We start from the raw sequence: 21692 nt of genomic DNA, 5'->3' as shown, positions 1-21692 counted from the left end.
GCGAACGAAGTTGTTGGTTATTTACAGGCCATCTCGCTATAGAAGCTGACGTAGAGCCAGAAGTTCAGCGAGATTTCACGAAATTTTCACGAGGCGAAGCTTCGCACAACTCCAGGATGTTTCCAAAGTGTCGGTAGGATATTTCTTAGGTGATACACATCGCCGCTGGTCCAGAACTGCGCAGGCAGCGGTGAAGAGGCCGATGCGCCGCTGGCCAACAAGTCGCGTTCGCCCAGTAAACGCTTGAGCTGGCGCGCGACGGCGGCGCCGGTGTCGATCAGGATGATGCTCGGGGGCAGCATCTGCGCCAGCAGTGGCTTGAGGAAAGGGTAGTGGGTACAGCCGAGGATGATGGTGTCGCAGCCAGCGCTGAGCAGCGGTTCGAGGTAGCCTTGCAATAACTGGCGCAGCGCCGGGCTGTTCAGGTCGCCGGTTTCAATCAGCTCTACCAGGCCCGGACAGGGTTGGGTAATCACCCGCACGTCGGTGGCGAAGCGGTCGAGCAAGGCGGCGAACTTGGCGCTTTGCAGGGTGCCGGTGGTGGCCAGCACGCCGACCACCCCGCTGCGCGTCGCGGCAGCCGCCGGTTTTACCGCAGGCTCCATGCCCACCAGGGGCCAGTCGGGGTAGTCCTGGCGCAAATCGGCAACAGCGGCGACCGTCGCGGTGTTACAGGCAATCACAAACGCCTTGGCGCCCTGCCCGCGAAAAAACTCAGCGACCCGGCGCGAGCGTTCGCGGATGAAGGCCGGGGTTTTCTCGCCATAGGGAATGTGCCCGCAATCGGCCACGTACAACAGTGACTCCTGGGGTAACAACTGCTGGATTTCGTCCAGTACCGACAAGCCGCCGACCCCGGAATCGAACACACCGATGGGCGCGTCCTTAACCATGTTGCGTCCCGCACACGCTGCAACCAGGGTCGCGTTTGACACGCAACTCACGAAAGCGCGTGGTCAACGCATCGATCAGCAACAAGCGCCCCACCAGCGGCTCGCCAAACCCGGCCAGCAGCTTCAAGGCTTCCAACGCTTGCAGGCTGCCGACCAGCCCCACCAGAGGGCCGACCACGCCGGCTTCGCTGCAGGTCAGTTCGGTGTCGCTGCCATGCCCGTATAAGCAGTGGTAGCACGGGCTTTCGGGGCGACGCGGGTCGAAGACAGACAACTGCCCTTCAAGGCGGATCGCCGCGCCGCTGATCAAGGGTTTGCCGGCCATGACACAGGCCGCATTGACCGCTTCGCGGGTGGAAAAGTTGTCGCTGCAATCGAGTACCACATCGACGGCGGCGACGGCTGCCGCCAACGAATCGGCATCCAGCGCGGCGCGGTGAGCGAGCAGCGCGACCTCGGGGTTGAGGGCGCTCAGCCGCCCCATGGCCGAATCGACCTTGGTCTGCCCCACGCTGTCGGTATCGTGGATGATCTGGCGCTGCAGGTTGGTCAGGTCGACCGTGTCGAAATCCGCCAGATGCAACTCGCCGACCCCAGCGGCGGCCAGGTACAACGCAACCGGCGCACCCAGCCCGCCCAGCCCGACGATCAACGCACGGCTGTTTTTCAAGCGCAACTGGCCGTCGATGTCCACATGCTGCAACAGAATCTGTCGGCTGTAGCGCAACAGCTCCTGGTCACTCAGCACGGGCGGCGTCCCAAGGTGATGCGCTCATGGCCGCCGAGGTCGATGCGGCTGTGCACGTCTTCAAAGCCTTCACTGAGCAACAGCTCGCGCACGGCCGAGGCCTGGTCGTAACCATGCTCCAGCAACAGACGGCCACCGGCGTTCAAGTGGGCAGGCGCCTGTTTGATGATCAGGCGCAGGTCGTCCAGCCCGTCGTCGCCGGCCACCAGCGCACTGGCCGGCTCGAAGCGCACATCGCCGGCTGCCAGGTGTGGATCGTTGGCGGCGATATACGGCGGGTTGCTGATGATCAGGTCATAGGTGTGGCCTTGCAACGCGCCGAACCAATGGCTAGTGAGCACCACTGCGTTATTGAGGTGCAGCCGCTGGCGGTTGCGCTCGGCCAAAGCCACCGCTTCAAGCACGCGGTCGACGGCCGTGACTTGCCACATCGGCCGTTCACTGGCCAGGGCCAGGGCGATGGCTCCGCTGCCGGTGCCCAAATCCAGGACATTGGCGGGTGTGGCCGGCAACAATTCCAGGGCGGTTTCCACCAGCAGTTCAGTATCCGGACGCGGAATCAGCGTGTGAGGGGCGACCTCCAGGTCCAGCTTCCAGAAGCCTTGCTGGCCGAGGATATAGGCCACCGGCTCACCGCCGCGACGGCGTTGCAGGTAGCCGGCAAAGGTCAGGGCGTGCTCGCTGCTGACGATCTTTTCCGGCCAGGTGTGCAGGTAGCTGCGGGACTTGCCCAACGCAGCGGCCAGCAGCAATTCGGCATCCAGGCGCGCGGTGGGCGAGTCGGGCAGGTCGGCGGCGCGCAACAGGCTGGCGATGATGGTCATTTATTCACCTATCGCCGCCAATTGATCGGCTTGGTATTCGGCGAGCAGCGGCTCGATCACGGCATCGACGCCACCGGCGAGAATTTCATCCAGGGAATACAGGGTGAGGTTGACCCGGTGGTCGGTGACCCGGCCCTGGGCAAAGTTGTAGGTGCGGATGCGCTCGGAACGGTCGCCCGACCCCACCAGCAACTTGCGCTCGCTGGCAATCGCGTTGGCGGCGGCGCTGGTCTGCTGGTCATTGAGCTTGGCCGACAGCCAGGACATCGCCCGCGCACGGTTCTTGTGCTGGGAACGTTCTTCCTGGCATTCCACCACAATGCCGGACGGCAAGTGAGTGATGCGGATCGCCGAGTCGGTCTTGTTGACGTGCTGGCCGCCCGCGCCCGACGAGCGGTAGGTGTCGACGCGCAAGTCCGCCGGGTTGATCTCGATCGCTTCCTGCTCGTCCGGCTCGGGCAACACGGCCACAGTGCACGCCGAGGTATGGATACGGCCCTGGGACTCAGTGGCAGGAACACGCTGCACACGGTGCACGCCGGATTCGAACTTCAGCTTGCCGTAGACGTTATCGCCCTCGACCCGCGCGATGACTTCTTTATAGCCGCCGTGCTCACCTTCGTTCTCGGAGAGGATTTCCACGCGCCAGCCGCGGCGCTCGGCGTAACGCGAGTACATGCGGAACAGGTCGCCGGAGAAAATCGCCGCCTCGTCGCCACCGGTGCCGGCGCGGATTTCGAGGAACACGTTGCGCCCGTCGTTAGGGTCTTTAGGCAGCAACATGCGTTGCAAGTCGCCTTCCAGCTCGACGAGCTTTTCCTTGGCCTCGCGCACTTCTTCCACGGCCATTTCGCGCATGTCCGGGTCGCTGTCTTTGAGCAGCGCCTGGGCGCCCTCGAGGTCGGCCTGCACTTTGAGCAGGTTTTTGTAGGTGGCCACGATGGGCTCGACTTCGGCGTATTCCTTGGAATAGGCACGGAACTTGGTTTGATCGGCAATGATCTCGCCATCGCCGAGCAAGGCGGTCAGTTCTTCGAAACGGTCCTGGAGCACATCCAGTTTATTGAGCAGTGACGCTTTCATTGCGGTTTTTTATCCGAAGAGCTGTCTGACGCGCCCTCACCGAGGGCAAAGAGTTCCTGGGCCATGGCCAGCGCATCGAGGCGGCCTTCGGCAGTCAATTTTTTAAGCTGTACGCTGGGGGCGTGGAGCAGCTTGTTGGTCAGGCCACGGGCCAACTGCATCAACACGTCTTCGGCGCTGCTGCCATTGGCCAACAAACGCTGGGCCTTGATCAGCTCCTCATCGCGCAGGCGTTCGCCCTGCTGACGATACGCCTTGAGCACATCCACCGCCGCCAGTTCACGCAGGCGCACCATGAAATCTTCAGCGCCGGTGCTGACCATTTCCTCAGCGGCCTGGGCGGCGCCCTGGCGACTCTTGAGGTTTTCGGCGACCACTTCGTGCAGATCATCGACGCTGTAGAGGTAAACGTCGTCCAACTCGCCGACTTCTGGTTCGATATCCCGGGGAACGGCGATATCCACCATAAAGATCGGTTTGTGCTTGCGCAGCTTCAACGCGCTCTCGACCGCGCCTTTGCCCAGGATCGGCAACTGACTGGCGGTGGAGCTGATGACGATGTCACTGCGCACCAGCTCAGCCGGGATGTCCGACAGCAGCACGGCATGCGCACCGAACTGCTCGGCGAGGATGCTGGCGCGCTCAAGGGTGCGGTTGGCCACCACAATGCGCTTCACACCCAGTTCGTGCAGGTGACGCGCGACCAGGGTAATGGTTTCGCCGGCACCGATCAGCAACGCCTGGCTGCGCTGCAAGTCGCTGAAAATCTGCTTGGCCAGGCTGACGGCGGCAAACGCCACGGATACCGGGTTCTCGCCAATGGCCGTGTCGGTGCGCACCTGCTTGGCGGAATTGAAGGTGGCCTGGAACAGGCGGCCCAGCAGCGGGCCGACCGTGCCGGCCTCGCGGGCCACGGCATAGGCTGATTTCATCTGGCCAAGAATCTGCGGTTCGCCCAGCACCAGCGAATCGAGACCGGCCGCCACGCGCATCATGTGACGAACGGCCGCATCGTCTTCGTGCACGTAGGCACTGGCGCGCAGGTCATCGAGGCTCAAATGGTGGTAATCGGCCAGCCAGCGCAGCACAACATCGGCAGACAGGTGTTCCTGCTCTATATAAAGCTCACTGCGATTGCAGGTCGAAAGGATTGCAGCTTCGCGGCTGTCGGTAAGCCGGCAGAGCTGCTGCAAGGCCTCAACCAACTGCTCTGGCGTAAACGCTACGCGCTCGCGCACGTCTACCGAGGCAGTCTTGTGGTTAATACCGAGTGCGAGAAAGGCCATTCACTATCGCTGATGATGTCGGGAAGCCGACAATTGTCCTACTTCGAAAGATCCAGAACAACCACCGTCGTCTATTGTCCCTATACGTTGTGCCTATAAAGGCATCCATTGAGACTCGGTTATGTTTGGCCGAAGGCTTGTGTCATGATGATCCGACCGCAGGTTAGTCGTCCTCTTCCTATATGAATAGATCTTCCGCGTTGCTCCTTGCTTTTGTCTTCCTCAGCGGCTGCCAGGCCATGGCACCCGTGTCGCCGGACGCTACAGCGCCGGTGGAAGACAGCACCCCCGCCCCTGAAAAGCCCAAGGTTTATTCCTCGTTCAGCGAAGAAACGGTCTACAGCCTGTTGACCGCAGAACTGGCCGGCCAGCGTAATCGCTTCGATATTGCCCTGGATAACTACGTGACCCAGGCCATCAATACCCAGGACCCCGGTATCTCGGAACGCGCGTTTCGCATCGCCGAGTACCTGGGCGCCGACCAGGCTGCGCTGGACGCCTCGCTGATCTGGGCAAAAAACGCCCCGGACGACCTGGAAGCCCAACGGGCGGCCGCTGTGCAACTGGCACGCGCCGGGCGCTATGACGATTCCATGGTCTACATGGAAAAAGTCTTGCAGGGCAAAGGCGACACGCATTTTGACTTCCTTGCGCTGTCAGCCGCCGATACCGATCAGGACACGCGCAATGGCCTGATGAAGAGTTTCGACCGCCTGCTGCAAAAGCATCCGAAGAACAGCCAGCTGATTTTCGGCAAAGCCTTGCTGCTGCAGCAGGACGATGAAGCCGACGCCGCCCTCAAGCTGCTGGAGCAGAACCCGCCGGAAGACGGTGAGATTGCACCGATCCTGCTACGCGCCCGCCTGCTGCAGAACCTCAACCGCGGCAAGGAAGCGATTCCACTGCTGGAAAAAAGCATCAAGAAATATCCGGACGACAAGCGCCTGCGCCTGACTTACGCGCGGATGCTGGTTGAGCAGGACCGCATGGAAGACGCCAAGGTGCAGTTCGCCAATCTGGTCCAGCAATACCCGGACGATGACGAACTGCGTTATTCCCTCGCGCTGGTGTGCCTGGAAGCCAAGGCCTGGGATGAGGCCAAGGGTTATCTTGAAGAGCTGGTCGCGCGCGAAAGCCATGTGGACTCGGCGCACCTGAACCTGGGCCGCATCGCTGAAGAACGCAACGACCCGCAAGCGGCCTTGCTTGAGTACGCCCAGGTCGGCCCGGGCAATGATTACCTGCCGGCCCAGTTGCGCCAGGCCGATATTCTGATGAGCAACGGTCGTACCGACGAAGCGGAGAAACGCCTGGCCGCGGCTCGCGATGCCGAACCGGACTACGCGATCCAGTTGTATCTGATCCAAGCCGAGACTTTGTCGGCCAATAACCAGGGCGAACGCGCCTGGAAGTTGTTGCAACAAGCGTTGCTGCAATACCCCGACGACCTCAACCTGCTCTACACCCGCGCCATGCAGGCAGAAAAACGCAACGACCTGGCGCAGATGGAGAAAGACCTGCGCCTGATCATCAAGCGCGACCCGGACAACGCCATGGCCCTCAACGCCCTGGGCTACACCTTGTCCGACCGCACAACGCGCTACGCCGAAGCCAAGGTGCTGATCGAACAGGCCCACAAGCTCAACCCGGAAGACCCGGCCGTGCTCGACAGCCTGGGCTGGGTCAACTATCGCCTGGGCAACCTCGACGAGGCCGAGCGCCTGCTGCGCCAGGCGCTGGAGCGCTTCCCCGACCAGGAGGTAGCCGCCCACCTGGGCGAAGTGCTGTGGGCCAACGGCAAGCAACGCGAAGCGCGACAAATCTGGGAAAAATTCCTCAAGGAACAACCCGAAAGCCCCATCCTGCGCGGCACCATCAAGCGCCTGACCGGATCCGAGACCCTATAAGCTTATGTTCTTGCGCCACGTTATCGTTTTCAGTTTCATCGCCCTGCTCGCCGGTTGCGCGGGCGTAGGCAACCGCGAATCCGTTGAAGGCCAGGGCAACCCGGCACAATGGCAACAGCACAAGGACCAGCTCAGCAGCATTGACGGCTGGCAGATCGAAGGCAAGGTCGGGGTGCGCGCACCGAAAGATTCCGGCAGCGGCACCTTGTTCTGGCTGCAACGCCAGGATTACTACGATATTCGTCTTTCAGGCCCGCTGGGTCGCGGTGCCGCGCGCCTGACCGGTCGACCGGGGCAAGTCAGCCTTGAAGTGGCCAACCAGGGCCGCTACGAAGCGACCTCCCCGGAAGAACTACTGGAGCAGCAGATCGGCTGGAAGCTGCCCGTTTCACACCTGGTCTGGTGGGTGCGCGGCCTGCCCGCGCCGGACAGCAAAAGCCGCTTGAGCCTCAATGGCGACAGTCGCCTGGCCTCCCTGGAGCAGGACGGCTGGCAAGTCGAGTACCTGAGCTACGTGCAACAGAACGGCTACTGGCTGCCCGAGCGCATCAAACTGCACGGCACCGACCTTGACGTCACGCTGGTGATCAAGGACTGGCAACCGCGTAAATTGGGGCAATAACGTGACTGTCGCAAAACTCACGCTGCCCTCTCCCGCCAAACTCAATCTGATGCTGCACATCCTGGGCCGTCGTGAAGACGGCTACCACGAGTTGCAGACGCTGTTTCAATTTCTCGACTACGGCGATGAACTGACCTTCGCCGTGCGTGACGATGGCGTGATCAAGCTGCACACCGCGTTCGAAGGCGTGCCCCACGACAGCAACCTGATCGTGAAGGCCGCGAAGAAGCTTCAGCAGCAATCCGGCTGCCCACTCGGCATCGATATCTGGATCGATAAGATCCTGCCCATGGGCGGCGGTATCGGTGGCGGCAGTTCAAATGCCGCGACCACCCTGCTCGGCCTCAACCACTTGTGGCAACTGGGCTGGGACCTTGATCGCCTGGCCGTACTGGGCCTCACACTCGGCGCCGACGTCCCGGTTTTCGTGCATGGGCATGCCGCATTTGCCGAGGGTGTGGGGGAGAAACTGACCCCCGTGGAGCCCGAAGAGCCGTGGTATCTCGTGCTGGTGCCGCAAGTATCTGTAAGTACAGCAGAAATTTTTTCAGATCCGTTGTTGACACGTAACTCTTCTCCCATTAAAGTGCGCCCCGTTCCCAAGGGAAACAGTCGAAATGACTGCTTACCGGTTGTAGCAAGGCGTTATCCAGAAGTACGTAACGCTTTGAATTTGTTAGGTAAATTTACCGAAGCAAAATTAACCGGAACTGGAAGTTGTGTGTTTGGGGGCTTCCCAAGCAAAGCTGAAGCTGATAAAGTCTCGGCCCTTCTTACAGAGCCCCTTACAGGGTTTGTAGCAAAAGGAAGCAACGTTTCGATGTTGCATCGCAAGCTGCAAAATCTGCTCTAAAAGGAATCGAGTGTTAGGCACTCGTTGCAACAGATACAGGGGCGTCGCCAAGCGGTAAGGCAGCAGGTTTTGATCCTGCCATGCGTTGGTTCGAATCCAGCCGCCCCTGCCATTTTCTAATACTCATCCAGGTTACCCTCAGCCTCTAGGTACTGCGCGTGTCCAAGATGATGGTCTTTACGGGGAATGCCAACCCCGATCTGGCTCGACGTGTCGTACGTCAGCTGCATATCCCTCTCGGTGACATCTCTGTCGGTAAATTCTCCGACGGCGAAATTACTGCCGAGATCAATGAAAACGTTCGCGGTAAAGACGTCTTCATTATTCAGCCGACCTGCGCTCCGACCAACGATAACCTGATGGAACTCGTCGTGATGGCTGATGCCTTCCGCCGCTCCTCAGCGACTCGAATCACAGCTGTAATCCCTTATTTTGGTTATGCCCGTCAGGATCGCCGTCCGCGCTCCGCACGTGTGGCCATCAGCGCGAAAGTCGTTGCTGACATGCTGACCGTGGTAGGTATCGACCGTGTTCTCACGGTTGACCTGCACGCTGACCAAATCCAGGGGTTCTTCGATATTCCGGTAGATAACATCTACGGCTCCCCCGTCCTGGTGGATGACATCGAAGACCAACGCTTTGAAAACCTGATGATCGTGTCCCCGGACATTGGTGGCGTCGTGCGTGCACGGGCTGTCGCCAAATCCCTGGGCGTGGACCTCGGTATCATCGACAAACGCCGCGAGAAAGCCAATCACTCTGAAGTGATGCATATCATCGGTGATGTCGAAGGGCGTACCTGTATTCTGGTTGATGACATGGTCGACACCGCCGGCACCCTGTGCCACGCGGCGAAAGCCCTGAAAGAGCACGGTGCCGCAAAAGTCTTCGCCTACTGCACACACCCTGTGCTGTCGGGCCGAGCGATCGAGAACATCGAGAACTCCATGCTGGACGAACTGGTGGTGACCAACACCATCCCGTTGTCCGCTGCAGCTCAAGCCTGTTCGCGTATTCGTCAACTGGATATCGCACCGGTAGTTGCCGAAGCGGTTCGCCGCATCAGCAACGAAGAATCGATCAGCGCGATGTTCCGCTAAGGGTCAAACCTGCGGACCATTTCACTGACGAAAAGCGCCCCGCCCCAGCATTCCGCTGGGGCGGGGCTTTTTTGCCCATATCGCCTTTAGCGCTGGTCGCAAACGCTGGGGCGAATGTGGTTATTTTGGAGATACAACATGAACGATTTTACTCTGAATGCTGAAGTGCGTTCCGACCTGGGGAAAGGTGCGAGCCGCCGCCTGCGTCGTCTCGCAAGCCTGGTTCCAGCTGTAGTTTACGGTGGCGACAAAGCCCCTGAATCCATCAGCATGCTGGCTAAAGAAGTTGCCAAACTGCTCGAAAACGATGCTGCCTACAGCCACGTTATCGAACTGAACGTTGGCGGCACCAAGCAGAACGTGATCATCAAAGCCCTGCAACGTCACCCGGCCAAAGGCCACGTGCTGCATGCTGACTTTGTACGCGTTATTGCCGGCCAGAAACTGACCGCCATCGTTCCAGTGCACTTTGTTGGTGAAGAAGCTCCGGTCAAGAAAGGTGGCGTTGTTTCCCACACTACTACCGAGCTGGAAGTAAGCTGCCTGCCGAAAGACCTGCCTGAGTTCATCGAAGTCGACCTGTCGGCTGCTGAAATCGGCACCATCATTCACCTGTCCGACCTCAAGGCCCCTAAAGGCGTTGAGTTCGTTGCACTGGCTCACAACGACGACAAGGCTGTTGCCAACGTCCACGCGCCACGTGTTGTAGCAGAAGATGAAGCAGGCGAAACCGCTGCCGAGTAATGCTCTGTGCAGCGTCGGAGCTTGAGGAAACATCGCGGACCGAAACGTAGCGAGAAAGCGGGCGATAACGCGAAGTTTATCTCTGGATAAGTGAGCTCCTGTCGTCCACTTTCGCCGCACGTTGGTTGCGGCGATGTTATCCACAACTCCAAAGGAAGGGCCCCTGTCGTGACCGCCATTAAACTGATCGTTGGCCTGGGAAATCCAGGCGCCGAATACGAACAGACCCGGCATAACGCGGGGGCCCTTTTTGTTGAGCGCATCGCCCACGCCCAAGGCATCAATCTTGTGGCCGATCGCAAATATTTTGGCCTGACCGGGCGCTTCTCGCACCAGGGTCAGGATGTTCGTCTGCTGATTCCCACCACCTACATGAACCGCAGCGGCCAGGCTGTCGCGGCGCTTGCGGGGTTCTTCCGGATCAAACCCGAGGAAATCCTGGTGGCCCATGACGAACTGGACCTGCCACCCGGCGTTGCCAAGCTCAAGCTGGGCGGCGGGCATGGCGGGCACAATGGCTTGCGCGACATCATCGCGCAGTTGGGTAATCAGAATAATTTCTACCGTCTGCGGCTCGGCATTGGCCACCCAGGCGTTGCCAGTATGGTTTCAAATTTCGTCCTGGGTCGTGCGCCACGCGCCGAACAGGAAAAACTCGATGCCAGCATCGACTTTGCCCTCGGCGTGCTGCCGGATATCTTCGCCGGTGAATGGAACCGTGCGATGAAAAACCTGCACAGCCAGAAGGCCTGACTTTTACCGAGGGGAAACACCATGGGATTCAATTGCGGCATCGTCGGCCTGCCCAACGTCGGCAAATCCACCCTGTTCAACGCCCTGACCAAGTCCGGTATTGCAGCGGAGAACTTCCCCTTCTGTACCATCGAGCCCAACAGCGGCATCGTGGCCATGCCCGACCCGCGCCTGGCTGCATTGGCGGCCATCGTCAATCCCAAGCGCATCCTGCCGACCACCATGGAATTCGTCGACATCGCCGGCCTGGTAGCGGGCGCCTCGAAAGGGGAAGGCCTGGGCAACAAGTTCCTGGCCAACATCCGTGAGACCGATGCCATCGCCCACGTGGTCCGCTGCTTTGAAGACGAGAACGTGATTCACGTCTCCAACAGCGTTGACCCCAAGCGTGACATCGAGATCATCGACCTGGAACTGATCTTCGCCGACCTCGACAGCTGCGAGAAACAACTGCAGAAAGTCGCGCGCAACGCCAAGGGCGGTGACAAGGACGCAGTAGTCCAGAAAGGCCTGCTGGAGCAGTTGATCGCTCACTTCACCGAAGGCAAGCCGGCGCGCAGCCTCATGAAGAACATGAGCACCGACGAAAAAGCCGTGATCAAGGGTTTCCACCTGCTCACCACCAAGCCTGTGATGTACATCGCCAACGTCGCTGAAGACGGCTTTGAGAACAACCCGCTGCTGGACGTGGTCAAGGCCATCGCCGACGAAGAAGGCGCGATCGTGGTCCCCGTGTGCAACAAGATCGAAGCGGAAATCGCAGAGCTGGATGACGGCGAAGAAAAAGACATGTTCCTCGAGGCCCTCGGCCTGGAAGAGCCTGGTCTGAACCGCGTGATCCGCGCCGGCTACGAAATGCTGCACCTGCAGACCTACTTCACCGCCGGTGTCGAAGAAGTCCGTGCCTGGACCGTCAAGGTTGGCGCTACCGCGCCACAGGCCGCCGGCGTGATCCACACCGACTTCGAAAAAGGCTTTATCCGCGCTGAAGTGATCGCCTACAACGACTTCATCCAGTACAAGGGCGAAGCCGGTGCCAAGGAGGCCGGTAAGTGGCGTCTGGAAGGAAAGGAATACATCGTCAAGGATGGCGACGTGATGCACTTCCGTTTCAACGTGTAAGAATTGCCTGCGGTTTTTGACGCCGCAAAAAAGAGCCGATGCATTGCATCGGCTTTTTTGTGGGAGTCAAAGCGCCGGACAAATAAAATATTTTCTATAAAGAAACAAACTTTGTAAGCATGACATTTGCTGATACGTTTTAAATTCAAACGCTCGACGCAAATTAACCGTAACCCCTCATTAAAAACACGCCATTTAAAGTTATTCGCTATTAATTCAGGATTTCTCTTACACCCAATCTACCTGACACTTCCAACATTTACTTGAATTCCTCTATCGCTTGAGCATTCATACTTTCCACTTTGCCTGCTGCTTTGACAGGATCATGACAACCCAAAAGAATCCTGTTTAACTAATGCTAATGGAGACAGCCCTTATCGAGTGGCTACCGCAATGGAGCAAAGTATTTATGTCGACGCTCAGTCAGAATAAACCTATAACAGATATAACTTTTTCTGATTGCCCGAACATCGAAACGACTGTTAACAGCACAGCCGCTCTCGATATAGATATTCTGTTGATGGGGGAAACAGGTACCGGTAAAGATACATTGGCACAACGTATTCACCACCTGTCACGCCGCAAAGGAAACTTCGTTGCGGTCAACTGTGCGGCCATCCCGGAAAGCCTTGCCGAAAGCCAGTTGTTCGGCGTCAACAGCGGCGCCTACACGGGCGCCATGCAATCTCGAGCCGGATTCGTTGAAGCGGCACACTTGGGCACCTTATACCTCGATGAAATCGACAGCATGCCACTGACGTTGCAAGCCAAGCTGCTACGGGTATTGGAGTCTCGCGGGGTGGAGCGTTTAGGCTCGACCCGATTCATACCCGTGGACATGCGAGTGATCGCCTCTGCTCAGCACGCGCTGCACGACATGGTCGAGCAAGGTACCTTCCGGCGAGACCTGTACTTTCGCTTGAATGTTGTCAGCATTCATCTTCCGGCTTTACGGGAGCGGCGAGAGCGAATTATACCGATGTTCCTCGACATGATTGAGCATGAGGCTGAGCACTTCAAACTCCCTGCTCCGCCCCGTCCCGGCAAGTGGTTGTTACAACAGTTGCTGTGTCATTCCTGGAAGGGCAATGTGCGCGAGTTACGTTCTACGGCGAAGCGTTTTGTACTGGGTCTGCCACCGCTCTCAGCAACGGTGATAACGCGCCAGGAACGGGAAATGAGCCTGAAGGCCCGCTTGCATCAGATGGAGAAATCGCTGATTGAGGAGTCTCTTCGTCAAAACGACCGCTGTGTCGACAGTGTGGCGATAGAACTAGGAGTAGCCAAAAGAACGCTCTACCACCGGATGAAGCATCTGGGCGTTTCGCTGAGCTGAGAATCGCCACGACCTATACCGCTATCAACTTACATTTTTTGAAACATTCCGCTCGGTACCCCATGGAACGCAAAAATCTCTTGAACCACTTAAATGATGGAAAGGCACTACGGTTATACAAACATTTTTTAGCGTATTGCTGACCCCAGTAAAAATAACGTTATCTACGGAGAAAATGATATGACTATTCCTAGTGGATCTTCCTATTCACCTTATGCGGGCGGTTTTGGCGCTGGCGGTGGCGGTATGTCTGCGCAGGATGCCGACGCTGGCTTGGAAGCCTCTGAACGAAAGAAACGCGCAGACGGTGTAAAAAACGCGTTCAAAGCGGCAGAGAACGCCAATACCAGTGGTATCAAATCGGCTGTCGACGCCCTGCGTTTGTAACCGCCTGAACGTATCTGGCCTTTCCGGCAGCCTCTGCCGGGAGGGCCATTTAAGTGCAGACTCCATTACCGACTATCAACACCGCATTGGCAACTACTCAACCACGGGGCTGCATGATGATAGAAGTTATAAAGCCTGCTGACGCCAGACTGCCGGGCGTCTACAGAACAGAAGAAGTGTTCGCCTCAAGCACAGATGTGAACTTTTTCAATTCGGCCATGACGCCATCTGCCTATACGAGCCCGACAGTTGATCAGCCAACGCCAAAAAACCTGTTGACCGACACCGCAGGCAAGCTAACCGGCGTAACTGAACGTATGTCCAAAAGTTTGCGTGCACTCGGCAGCACAGACAAACTTGACGAGGCCCGAAAATACCCAAGCCAACTCTCCGACGCATTATTGCTTCAGCTAATGTTGACGAAGTGTGTTGGTAAAACCGCGCAGTGCATTGATAAAATCAGCAACCTCCAGTAGGTCAACATGACGCGCACGTTGTTTACTGCATTAACCCTGTCTTTCACACTCATGCTAAGTGGCTGCAGTGAACGTGTCGAACTCCACCGGCAATTAACGGAACAAGAGGCCAACGAAGTTGTAGCAGAGCTGGCGGACAAACATATTCGTGCGAGTAAGGTTCCCGCCAAAGACGGCGTTGTCGTGGTAGTCAATGCCATCGATATTGCAAGGGCCGTACGAACGCTGGAGGCCGTTGGACTACCTCGGGCAGCACGCGCTACGTTGGGCGACACTTTTCGTAAGGAAGGCGTCATCTCGACGCCGCTGGAAGAACGAGCACGCTACATCTACGCCCTGTCCCAGGAGTTGGAAACCACCTTATCGAACATTGATGGGGTCATCGTGGCCAGGGTCCATGTGGTACTGCCTGAGCGAGTGGCGCCGGGCGAGCCTGTCCAACCGGCCTCCGCATCGGTGTTTATCAAACATGATCCGCGGCTTGACCCCGACAATATCAGGGCCCGTGTGCGCAGGCTGGTTGCCAGTAGCATACCCGGCATGGCCACGGCGCTCGATAATCCGCAGAAACTGACCGTGGTATTCGTGCCAGCGACAGCTTATACAGAACAACAAAGCCTGGTTTACTTCGGGCCGTTTCTGGTCCCAGGCGACGACCTTGGTTTTTGGCGAGCCAGCGTGACGGTCTCGCTATTGGTCCTGGCGCTTATGGTGTCGGCCACCCTGTTCTGGCAGAAGCGAAAACAGCGAGCCACGCCCGAACCTGTCTTGCACGCTCAAACGCACGCGCGGTCCCCTGACATGCCCGCTCATTCAAACAATGAGTAACCTCGCATGGGCCCGATGGTGGGCAGCCCCCTGGTTGTATGCGCACGCAGACTGGAAAAGCACGCATACCCATGCGGCGCTTGTAGACATTCATCGCCGCGGGCTAGTCGCAACGGGTACACATTACGGTATTACTCCCTGCCTGCCGACAATGCCTGACCCCGCCTTACTCCAATTGGCAATTGCCTCATGCGAGCAACTTGAGCTGGGGCTGGCACTGATCGACGGTATCTGCCGGCCCAGCTACGCAGCTGCATTGGATGAGCACCATCTTCTGTGGTGTAACAGCCTGTCCAAGGCGCTATGCCTGGATATCGTGCAACCGGATAAGGATCCGTTGCAGTTGTTGCGCGCCTGGATCCCACCTGCGGCTTGGCAACGGCTAAGGCTACGCTTTGCACGCCGACGCGTGCTTGATCTGGAAGAAATGCCACTGGCGCTCAATGGATCGCACAGTCGGCTCGATACCCTCTGGCACGCCGTGGTGTGGCGTATAGGCACGCTGAACCTTAACAGCAGCGCTTGCGAGTCATGGCCGCAGCCGCAAGGAGATTAACGATGCTATGTCGACGTACGATCAACTCGCCTGGCGCTACGCCGCCTCTCCCGGGAAGCCTGATTTCCGGTGAAACCCTGGCCAGTTATACCCAGGCCAGTGATGTGATAGAGCAGGCAAAGGCTGGTGCCAGACAATTGCTGAGGGAGGCACACGAACAACGGGAACACTTGCTTGAACAAGCAGGGTTTGAAATATGGCAGCGTGCCGATGCCCAACTCAAACGCTGGGAAGCAGAGCGCCAAGTCCTCTGTGAAAACCTCGAACGATGCGCCACTTCAATTGCCAACCAGGCTATTCACCTTTTGCTTGAGCAAACGTCCCCACCTCAACGTATCGGAGCCCTGATCAAGCAGTTGCTGGCGTGCCAAATCCCTGCAATCAAGGCGACATTACTTTGTAATCCACATGACCTCGAGACGGTGAGGCGATGCCTAGACAGCAGCGGTAGTCATCACTGGTCGCTGCGCGCGGCAAACTCGCTCGAGCCTCAAACGCTGTTATTGAATACCGATGAGGGAGATTTCCGGATTGACTGGATCTCTATGGTCAAGGCCGTCATGAGCAACGATGAAAGCCCTTCGCCAACGGACGACGGGGACATATTTCTTAACATATAAGACGCAACACATGGAACCATTTCGTAATAAAAGCCATAAAGGGTTACACACCCAGAAAGGCACCTCACATGAACTTTTTCGATAGCCTTAGAGATAGACTTGTCAGAGACGCAAAACACGTTAAACGTGAGGTCGACTCTGCAGTAAACAATTACTCCGGGTCAGAGCAGGACGCAGACTTGTTTTATGACCTTGTGGTAAAACACCGTAAGTCTGAATACCTCATCAATGAACAAACCCGCGTAAAGTTCATGCTAATGAAGTCTGCTCTGGACAGCGCCCAGTAACATGAAAGAACTACTTGCCGAGTGTTTGAGAAGTGGCGGCGCAGAGTTGAGGTTATTTGAAAACGACGACGAAATCGTCTTGCGTCACTGTCCGGACACTCTTCTGCTAAGTGTCCAGCTGACCCAACAACTCCCGAATAAATCAGTGCTGATGACGTGGATGCGACTGGGCGCAATAAGCCTGCATCACTTCCAGGGTGCTCTCGCTCAACACCCAACCAGCGGTGAACTCTGGCTGGTTCATTGCCTGCATAAGCCCTACGGCGAACAGCCTCTGCAACGCTGTATAGAGTCCCTGCTCAACCAACGCGATACCTGGCGGGCAACCTTTGCGCGCCTGAACAAGCCGACCCATCCGCTCAGCCCCACCTCGCTACGTTCGTTGTCGCACTAATCAGGGAAACAGCTATGTATAAGAACCTCTTCAAGCGCAACAGCTTGCGCGTTAACCCGCCTGAGACTTCGTCCAGACGTGCCCACTTCAGGTGCCTGATCGCGCTCGCCGGTTTGCTCGCTCCGGTGCTCAGCGCCTTTGCTGCCATCCCTCCTGAGTGGAAAAACACCGCCTACGCCTATGAGGCCGAACACAAGCCTCTACGCGAAGTGCTCGAGGACTTCGCCCAGACCTTCGGCACGCAACTGCAAATCGAGGGCCTGCTGGAGGGCGACGTCAATGGCAAGATCCGAGCGAACACACCGCAGTCGCTGCTGGACAGACTGGGCGTCGAACACCGCTTCCAGTGGTACATGTACAACAACACACTGTTTATCAGCACACTGGACCAACAAGAGTCCGCGCGCCTGGAAGTCTCTTCCGAGACGGTTTCCGACCTCAAGCAGGCGCTAACTGATATCGGTCTGCTCGACAGTCGCTTCGGCTGGGGCGAGTTGCCGGAAGACGGCATCGTTCTGGTATCCGGCCCCAAAAGCTACATCGAACAGATCAAACAATTCAGCAGCCAGCGTCGCTCTGCGGATGAAAAACAGAGCGTGCTGACGTTCCCGCTGAAATTCGCCAATGCCGCAGACCGCCAGATAGAGTATCGCAGCGAAAAAATCGTTATCCCTGGCGTTGCCAGCATGCTGCGCGGGCTATTGGAGCCGCTCTCTGGCACGACGCTTTCCGGGCTGGCCCAACGTTCCCCGTCCCAGTCCCAGCCCGCACCTGTCACGCCCAGCTTTGCGCGCCTGGGCAACCCGCTGCTGGGGCAAATGCTCAGTGCACCTGCTTCCCCGGATGCCGGCATGTCGATTACGCCTCGGGCGCCAGTGGGCACCAGCCGGATCCGCGTCGAGGCTGACGTGCGCAACAACGCCATCCTGATTTATGACCTGCCGGAACGACAGGCGATGTATCGCGAGTTGATCAGCCAACTTGATATCGCACGCAAATTGGTGGAAATCGATGCGATCATCCTCGACATCGAGCGCACGCAGCTAAACGAATTCGGCATCAAATGGGGCTTCCAGAACAGTCGCTTCCGTGGCGGCGTCAACATGGCGCCCGGTACCGCATCACAATTATCGATCGGACGTCTTGATCGCTTCTATGCCGATATCCGCGCGCTGGAATCCCGCGGGCTGGCAACCATGGTCTCCAATCCCTCGGTGCTGACCCTGGAAAACCAACCGGCGATCATTGACTTCAACCGTACTCAATACCTGACTGCCGGCACCAGAAACGCGACGATCCTGCCCATCACCGTGGGCACCAGCTTCCAGGTGGTTCCCCGAGTGATCACCAGCCGGGGCGGTCATCAGATCCATCTGGCGATAGACATCGAAGACGGTAACTTTGACGAGTCCAACCCCGAACGTATTGGCCCGGATGTACGCCGAGGCAAGGTCAGCACCCAAGCCGTGATGGCAGAAAAGCGCTCGTTGGTGGTGGGCGGGTTCCACGTTACCGAAAGCAGCGATAAACAAAACAAGGTCCCCGTGCTGGGGAACATACCGTTACTGGGCAAGGCGCTGTTCTCCTCGACCGAACGGCAGAATAACCGGCGTGAGCGGCTGTTCATCCTGACCCCGCGAGTGATCGGCGATCAGTCTGACCCTTCGCGCTATTTGCCTCAGGACGATCAGGTCGAACTGCAAGCTGCGCTCAAGCCATTGGCGCGGCGCTACGCCCCCCATCAGCCGGTGATTAACCGCAGCGATATCACCAGCACCCTGGCGCATCTGGTCAGCGGCGAAGTGCCCAAGGCGTTCAAGGCCGAACCTATGCCGCTGGGGCTGAACACGTTGTGCAGCACCCGCGACTTGCTGGCGCTGAATACTGAGCGCAGCCAATGGTATGCAGGCCCGCACTACAACGTGGCGGTGGTGGTGCTGCGCAATCAGTTCAAGCGCAATGTGCGCATCGATGAGAAGGAATGCAGCAATTCGCAAACGCTGGCGGTCACCGTCTGGCCGCGTGCCTGGCTCAAGCCTGGTGAAGAAGCCGAAGTGTTTATCGCCATGCGCCCTGTCATCAAGGATGAACATCTGAGTGTGCCACGCCCTTCCCTGATCGCCCCACTTCCAACCCGGACACCTACACCATGAACCACAAACTGATGCATGCCGCGCTAATGGCTGCCGTACTGCTTGTTACCGGTTGCACACCGACCTGCAAAGGCGACTCCTGCTCACGTCCGCAATCGAGCAAAGACAAGATGGTGGTCTGGTGGCCCCCGCAGATGCGCGTCGAACCTGGCCCGGCCGGGGAGCGCTCGGACTATCAGACCGTGTCCTTGGAGCGATGAGCGTGGAGGCAGGCGCCCCTGTGAACCGCCAGAGGCTCATTGACGACCTGGTGAGCGGCCGTCCCGCTCATCAGCAGTTGTGCAGGGGGATTACATTGCGCTCGTGCGATGCGGGCACACGCAAGGGCGTAGCCTTACACATTGCAGGCATGGCCCTGCAAGCAGGGCAGTTGGAACAGGTATTGGAGCGTCGTTTCCAACAGGCGCTGGCGTTTGACGGCTGTTACCTCTATGTGGACAAACAGGGCGCGCTGGTTATCTGGCACGCCCTGCCCGCACAACCCCAGGCGCTGGACAAAATCCTCAGCCGGATGCTGTCTCTGGCCAACTTGCACGCTCTGGACCTTTCGGTCATACGCTGATCAGCGCTGCTCGAGCTCCGGCAATGTAAGGGTTTCACGCTTGGCCTCATCGTCAAGCTCACGCAAGGTACGGTAGATCAACGCCACGGCCTGCAACGTCTCTCGAGGAATCGGCGCTCCGAGCTTTTTCTCGTAAATCGTGCGGGCCAGCCATACGCATTGAATGACCGGAACATCAGCTGCCTTGGCGCGATCAATCAGTTTGCGCGCCTGCGCATCCGTGCCCTTGGCCACCAACTGCGGCAACGGCGTCTTGCCGCGACGGTAATACAGGGCGACGGCATAGTGGGTCGGGTTGACGACCAACATGTCCGACTCTTCCAGCTTGGGCAACTTGACCTTGGGTTCCTCCTGCGCCAACTGATACGCCAATGAGCGGCGCTGCCCCTTGACGTGCGGGTCACCCTCCATGTCCTTGTATTCCTTGACCACTTCGACCTGGGTCATGCGCATGCGCTTGGCAAAGAAGTACTTTTGCAGGGTCAGGTCGGTCAGCGCCAACACCAACAGCAATCCGAGACAGGCATGGAGCAGATAGCGGAACAGCGCAATCAGCGCCAGCAGGTAGCTTTGCAGATCGCTGTTGGCCAGATTAATCAGCGTGCCCAAAGAGGGCCAGACCACCAGATACACAATCAGGCCCAGGAGAAACGCTTTGGCCACGCTCATCAGCAGGTTCATTACCGACTGGGCGGAGAACATTTGCTTGAGTTGGCTCATGGGATTGACCCGATTGAAATCGAGCTTGAGTGCTTCCGGGGCGAACAGAAACCCGACTTGCAACCAACTGCTGATCAGCTTCGTGGCAATCGCCACCCCAACCATCAATAAGGCGAACGATAGAAACACCACCACCCCATCGAACAGCACTTCTTCCAGCGCCCGCACGAAGGGCTGATTGATGCGTGAAATCGGTAGCACCATCAATTGTTCGAAACGTTGCAAACTGCTTTGGGCGGTATACAGCGCGATTTCGCTGATGGCGGTCAGCGCCAGCAACTTGCCTACATCCTGGCTCTGGGAGACTTGGCCTTTCTTACGCTGGTCACGCAGCTTTTTAGCGGAGGCGGGGTGTTTTTTCTCTCCCGAGTCGCTCATGGCATCGCCACCTTGAACAGCAGCCCAAGGGAATGCTTGAGGTCACCCAGCAAACTCATACGCCCGACGATCAGATCCTGCAATAACGCAAAATACAGCAAGAGGATACCGATACCCGCGAGGCTCTTGAGTGGCGGAGCCAGTGTGCTCACCTGCAACTGCTGACTGTAAACACCCAGCAGCGCGATGCCGAACTCCAGCAACAGCAGCACGGCGATAAAGGGCGCCGCGTAGAGCATCATATGGGTGAACGTATCCCCGAGCAGCGCGATGAATACGCTGAACCCATTGGGCCCCGGCAGCGGGAACCACACCGTCGGCGGCCAGATCAGGTAGCTGTCCCAGATCACCTGGGTCAGTGCGCCAAGCCCCAGGGTGACCATCAACAGAAAAATCGCCAACTGCTTGAGCATATGCCCGATGGGCGTTGCGTCCGGGCCCAGCGACGGGTTGAGCTGGCCCCCGGCCAACGCGCCTCGCTGGTTATCCAGCAGCGCGCCCACCGACTCGAACATCCAGAACGGCATCGACAGCAACACGCCCAGCACTACCCCAAGGGCCAACTCCTTGAACGCCAAGGCGGCGAGCATGAGGCCCGAGTAATCCAACCCCTCCAACGCTGCATGGATACCCGGCGCGGGGATCAATGCCATGACCATCACAATCGTGTGCCGGGGCATGCCACGAATATGTTGAAAACAGAATGCAGCGACCAGAAAGGCACAGGGATAAATGCGCGCCATGGCAATCACCAGGCTTGGCAGGTATTCAAGATACAGCAGCACAGAAGCAACCTCAGTGGAGGGCCGAACGGCCGATCATGTCGAACGTCAGGTTGATCAGTTGGATCAACTCCACGCCGATCCAGCGTCCGGTCATGATCAGGGTGACACCCACCGCCACCAGCTTGATGCCAAACGGCAGCGTCTGATCCTGCACCTGCATCAGCGCCTGAGCCAGCGAGGTCAGCACGCCCACCACCACAGCCACGATCAGCGGCGGTGCGGTCAATACCACGACCAGTAACATGCCCTGCTTGAACAATACGATCGGTTCCATA

The 21692-nt window shown here is 58.2% G+C and carries 25 protein-coding genes and 1 tRNA gene; 18 read left to right on the top strand and 8 right to left on the bottom strand.

Annotated features, from left to right (window positions below; genetic code table 11):
- Positions 1-86: 86 nt before the first annotated feature.
- Genes murI through hemA form a run of 5 tightly spaced genes read right to left on the bottom strand, consistent with a single transcriptional unit; the run spans position 87 to position 4834 of the window.
- Positions 87-893 carry a glutamate racemase gene (murI, locus tag C4J84_RS03800; protein ID WP_124434936.1) on the bottom strand — a complete coding sequence of 269 codons (807 nt, stop codon included), beginning with the start codon at positions 891-893 and terminating at the stop codon, positions 87-89.
- Entirely contained in the window at positions 886-1641 is a 756-nt protein-coding gene (locus C4J84_RS03795; RefSeq protein WP_124434935.1) for a molybdopterin-synthase adenylyltransferase MoeB, read from the bottom strand. Before C4J84_RS03795 ends, murI begins: the two co-directional genes overlap by 8 nt.
- Positions 1635-2465 (bottom strand): peptide chain release factor N(5)-glutamine methyltransferase, encoded by an 831-nt coding sequence (gene prmC, locus C4J84_RS03790; RefSeq protein WP_124434934.1) that lies wholly within the window; start codon positions 2463-2465, stop codon positions 1635-1637. Before prmC ends, C4J84_RS03795 begins: the two co-directional genes overlap by 7 nt.
- The gene (gene prfA, locus C4J84_RS03785; protein WP_124361199.1) at positions 2466-3548 is read right to left on the bottom strand and encodes a peptide chain release factor 1; all 1083 of its coding nucleotides are present in this window, start codon (positions 3546-3548) and stop codon (positions 2466-2468) included.
- The gene (gene hemA, locus C4J84_RS03780) at positions 3545-4834 is read right to left on the bottom strand and encodes a glutamyl-tRNA reductase (RefSeq protein WP_124361198.1); all 1290 of its coding nucleotides are present in this window, start codon (positions 4832-4834) and stop codon (positions 3545-3547) included. The genes prfA and hemA overlap by 4 nt, the downstream gene beginning before the upstream one ends.
- A 182-nt stretch (positions 4835-5016) precedes the next feature.
- On the opposite strand from hemA, the gene C4J84_RS03775 reads away from it, so the two are divergent.
- The 18 genes from C4J84_RS03775 to C4J84_RS26595 all read left to right on the top strand — a co-directional run bounded on the left by C4J84_RS03775 (position 5017) and on the right by C4J84_RS26595 (position 19534).
- Positions 5017-6741, top strand: a complete 1725-nt coding sequence (locus C4J84_RS03775) for a tetratricopeptide repeat protein (RefSeq protein ID WP_124361197.1) — start codon at positions 5017-5019, stop codon at positions 6739-6741.
- Between the two features lie 4 nt (positions 6742-6745).
- Positions 6746-7363 carry a lipoprotein insertase outer membrane protein LolB gene (gene lolB, locus C4J84_RS03770; protein WP_124365751.1) on the top strand — a complete coding sequence of 206 codons (618 nt, stop codon included), beginning with the start codon at positions 6746-6748 and terminating at the stop codon, positions 7361-7363.
- Between the two features lie 49 nt (positions 7364-7412).
- Entirely contained in the window at positions 7413-8216 is an 804-nt protein-coding gene (gene ispE, locus C4J84_RS03765) for a 4-(cytidine 5'-diphospho)-2-C-methyl-D-erythritol kinase (protein ID WP_256681412.1), read from the top strand.
- A gap of 37 nt (positions 8217-8253) precedes the next feature.
- A tRNA-Gln gene (locus tag C4J84_RS03760) sits at positions 8254-8328 on the top strand.
- Positions 8329-8374: 46 nt separating this feature from the next.
- A complete protein-coding gene (locus tag C4J84_RS03755; protein ID WP_003208392.1) occupies positions 8375-9316 on the top strand; it encodes a ribose-phosphate pyrophosphokinase in 942 nt (313 codons plus the stop codon).
- A gap of 138 nt (positions 9317-9454) precedes the next feature.
- The gene (locus tag C4J84_RS03750) at positions 9455-10060 is read left to right on the top strand and encodes a 50S ribosomal protein L25/general stress protein Ctc (protein ID WP_124361194.1); all 606 of its coding nucleotides are present in this window, start codon (positions 9455-9457) and stop codon (positions 10058-10060) included.
- 168 nt (positions 10061-10228) lie between these two features.
- On the top strand, positions 10229-10813 hold the full coding sequence (pth, locus tag C4J84_RS03745) for an aminoacyl-tRNA hydrolase (RefSeq protein ID WP_003188350.1): 585 nt from the start codon (positions 10229-10231) through the stop codon (positions 10811-10813).
- 21 nt (positions 10814-10834) lie between these two features.
- Positions 10835-11935 (top strand): redox-regulated ATPase YchF, encoded by a 1101-nt coding sequence (gene ychF / locus C4J84_RS03740; protein WP_057725888.1) that lies wholly within the window; start codon positions 10835-10837, stop codon positions 11933-11935.
- 409 nt (positions 11936-12344) lie between these two features.
- Positions 12345-13271 carry a sigma 54-interacting transcriptional regulator gene (locus tag C4J84_RS03735; RefSeq protein ID WP_124365749.1) on the top strand — a complete coding sequence of 309 codons (927 nt, stop codon included), beginning with the start codon at positions 12345-12347 and terminating at the stop codon, positions 13269-13271.
- A gap of 180 nt (positions 13272-13451) precedes the next feature.
- Positions 13452-13658 carry a hypothetical protein gene (locus C4J84_RS03730; RefSeq protein ID WP_124369511.1) on the top strand — a complete coding sequence of 69 codons (207 nt, stop codon included), beginning with the start codon at positions 13452-13454 and terminating at the stop codon, positions 13656-13658.
- 113 nt (positions 13659-13771) lie between these two features.
- Positions 13772-14134, top strand: coding sequence for an EscI/YscI/HrpB family type III secretion system inner rod protein (locus tag C4J84_RS03725; RefSeq protein ID WP_256660136.1), 363 nt, complete (start codon positions 13772-13774; stop codon positions 14132-14134).
- 6 nt (positions 14135-14140) lie between these two features.
- Positions 14141-14962 (top strand): type III secretion system inner membrane ring lipoprotein SctJ, encoded by an 822-nt coding sequence (sctJ, locus tag C4J84_RS03720; protein WP_124369510.1) that lies wholly within the window; start codon positions 14141-14143, stop codon positions 14960-14962.
- 151 nt (positions 14963-15113) lie between these two features.
- On the top strand, positions 15114-15518 hold the full coding sequence (locus C4J84_RS03715; protein ID WP_256681381.1) for a type III secretion protein: 405 nt from the start codon (positions 15114-15116) through the stop codon (positions 15516-15518).
- Positions 15519-15520: 2 nt separating this feature from the next.
- The gene (sctL, locus tag C4J84_RS03710; protein WP_124434931.1) at positions 15521-16138 is read left to right on the top strand and encodes a type III secretion system stator protein SctL; all 618 of its coding nucleotides are present in this window, start codon (positions 15521-15523) and stop codon (positions 16136-16138) included.
- Positions 16139-16426: 288 nt separating this feature from the next.
- Positions 16427-16819, top strand: a complete 393-nt coding sequence (locus C4J84_RS03705) for a type III secretion protein (protein ID WP_124365744.1) — start codon at positions 16427-16429, stop codon at positions 16817-16819.
- A 14-nt stretch (positions 16820-16833) separates the two neighbouring features.
- A complete protein-coding gene (gene sctC, locus C4J84_RS03700; protein WP_124434930.1) occupies positions 16834-18972 on the top strand; it encodes a type III secretion system outer membrane ring subunit SctC in 2139 nt (712 codons plus the stop codon).
- Complete coding sequence (gene hrpT, locus C4J84_RS03695) at positions 18969-19172, top strand: HrpT family type III secretion system protein (protein WP_124403016.1); 204 nt, start codon at positions 18969-18971, stop codon at positions 19170-19172. The genes sctC and hrpT overlap by 4 nt, the downstream gene beginning before the upstream one ends.
- Positions 19173-19321: 149 nt before the next feature.
- Positions 19322-19534, top strand: a complete 213-nt coding sequence (locus C4J84_RS26595; protein ID WP_305955282.1) for a hypothetical protein — start codon at positions 19322-19324, stop codon at positions 19532-19534.
- Here the strand turns inward: C4J84_RS26595 and sctU are convergent, their stop codons facing one another.
- The 3 genes from sctU to sctS are packed head-to-tail and all read right to left on the bottom strand — an operon-like array spanning position 19535 to position 21691.
- Entirely contained in the window at positions 19535-20632 is a 1098-nt protein-coding gene (gene sctU / locus C4J84_RS03685) for a type III secretion system export apparatus subunit SctU (RefSeq protein ID WP_124434929.1), read from the bottom strand.
- Positions 20629-21417 carry a type III secretion system export apparatus subunit SctT gene (gene sctT / locus C4J84_RS03680; protein ID WP_124434928.1) on the bottom strand — a complete coding sequence of 263 codons (789 nt, stop codon included), beginning with the start codon at positions 21415-21417 and terminating at the stop codon, positions 20629-20631. Before sctT ends, sctU begins: the two co-directional genes overlap by 4 nt.
- A gap of 10 nt (positions 21418-21427) precedes the next feature.
- Positions 21428-21691 (bottom strand): type III secretion system export apparatus subunit SctS, encoded by a 264-nt coding sequence (sctS, locus tag C4J84_RS03675; protein WP_124428622.1) that lies wholly within the window; start codon positions 21689-21691, stop codon positions 21428-21430.
- Position 21692: the final 1 nt, after the last annotated feature.

It is taken from the genome of Pseudomonas sp. R11-23-07, from assembly GCF_003852295.1.
GTDB lineage: Bacteria > Pseudomonadota > Gammaproteobacteria > Pseudomonadales > Pseudomonadaceae > Aquipseudomonas.
The sequence above is the reverse complement of the archived record's forward strand: the minus strand, read 5'-3'. Positions and strand labels throughout refer to the sequence as shown.